Raw genomic sequence first — 843 nt, 5'->3', positions numbered from 1 at the left:
ATCGTCGAACAGGTCTTCGCGGCCGTGGCCCTCCAGGTCGATGCGGATCGATTCGTCACCGGTCCATCTGCACAGCGCGCGGCCGAGCGCGGTCAGCAGTACGTCGTTGATCTGCGTGCGGTAGGCTGCGGGGACCTCGTGCAGCAGACGGTGCGTGGTGTCGCGGTCAAGCGTGAACGTCGCGGTTTGCTGCTCGCGGACCGTGTTTGCGCCTTGGGGATCATCCATGGGGAGCGCGGACGGTGTGTCGAGCACCGATTGCCAGTACGGCAGTTCATCGCGTACCTGCGTGTTTTGTGCGTGCGCTGCAAGGCGTTTCGCCCACGCCTGGTATGTCGTGCCGTTGGGCGGCAATGTGACCGGCCCGTGCGTACGCGCCTGTTCGTACGCCTGTTGCAGATCATCAATCAGAATTCGCCACGAGACTCCGTCCACCGCGAGGTGATGGATCGCCAGCAGCAAACGCCATGCGCCTTGCGGCAGGCGGATCAGCAATGCGCGCAGCAACGGTCCTTCGGTCAGGTTCAGGCTGCGTTGTGCCTCGTCGCACAATGCGTCGATCTGCGAGGCGTCGGCGGCTTCGCGCTCCCACAGCAGATCGTGGCTGGTGACGTCGTCCGTGGCGTAGGCCTGCTGCCACGCGCCCTGGGCATCCTGCTCGAAGCGCAGGCGCAGTGCGCCGTGATGCGCCACCACGGCCTGCAATGCGACGCGCAAGGCATCAGGGTCCGGCGCCTGCGGCCCTTCAAGCAGCACGGCCTGGTTCCAGTGCGCGCGATGCACCATCGGCGTATCGAAGAACCATGACTGGATAGGCAGCAGCGGCACCGCGCCCTCCTCGCT

General features: G+C 65.7%; 1 protein-coding gene. It reads right to left on the bottom strand.

Features of this window, described 5'->3' with window-relative positions; all coding sequences use genetic code 11:
• Nucleotides 1-843, bottom strand: an 843-nt coding sequence (locus tag U5775_RS38875) for a condensation domain-containing protein (RefSeq protein ID WP_322063428.1), incomplete at both ends; no start/stop codon positions are given.

Origin of the sequence: Paraburkholderia sp. J63, from assembly GCF_905220245.1 — a bacterium.
In the GTDB taxonomy this organism is placed as follows: Bacteria; Pseudomonadota; Gammaproteobacteria; order Burkholderiales; family Burkholderiaceae; genus Paraburkholderia.
The sequence above is the reverse complement of the archived record's forward strand: the minus strand, read 5'-3'. Positions and strand labels throughout refer to the sequence as shown.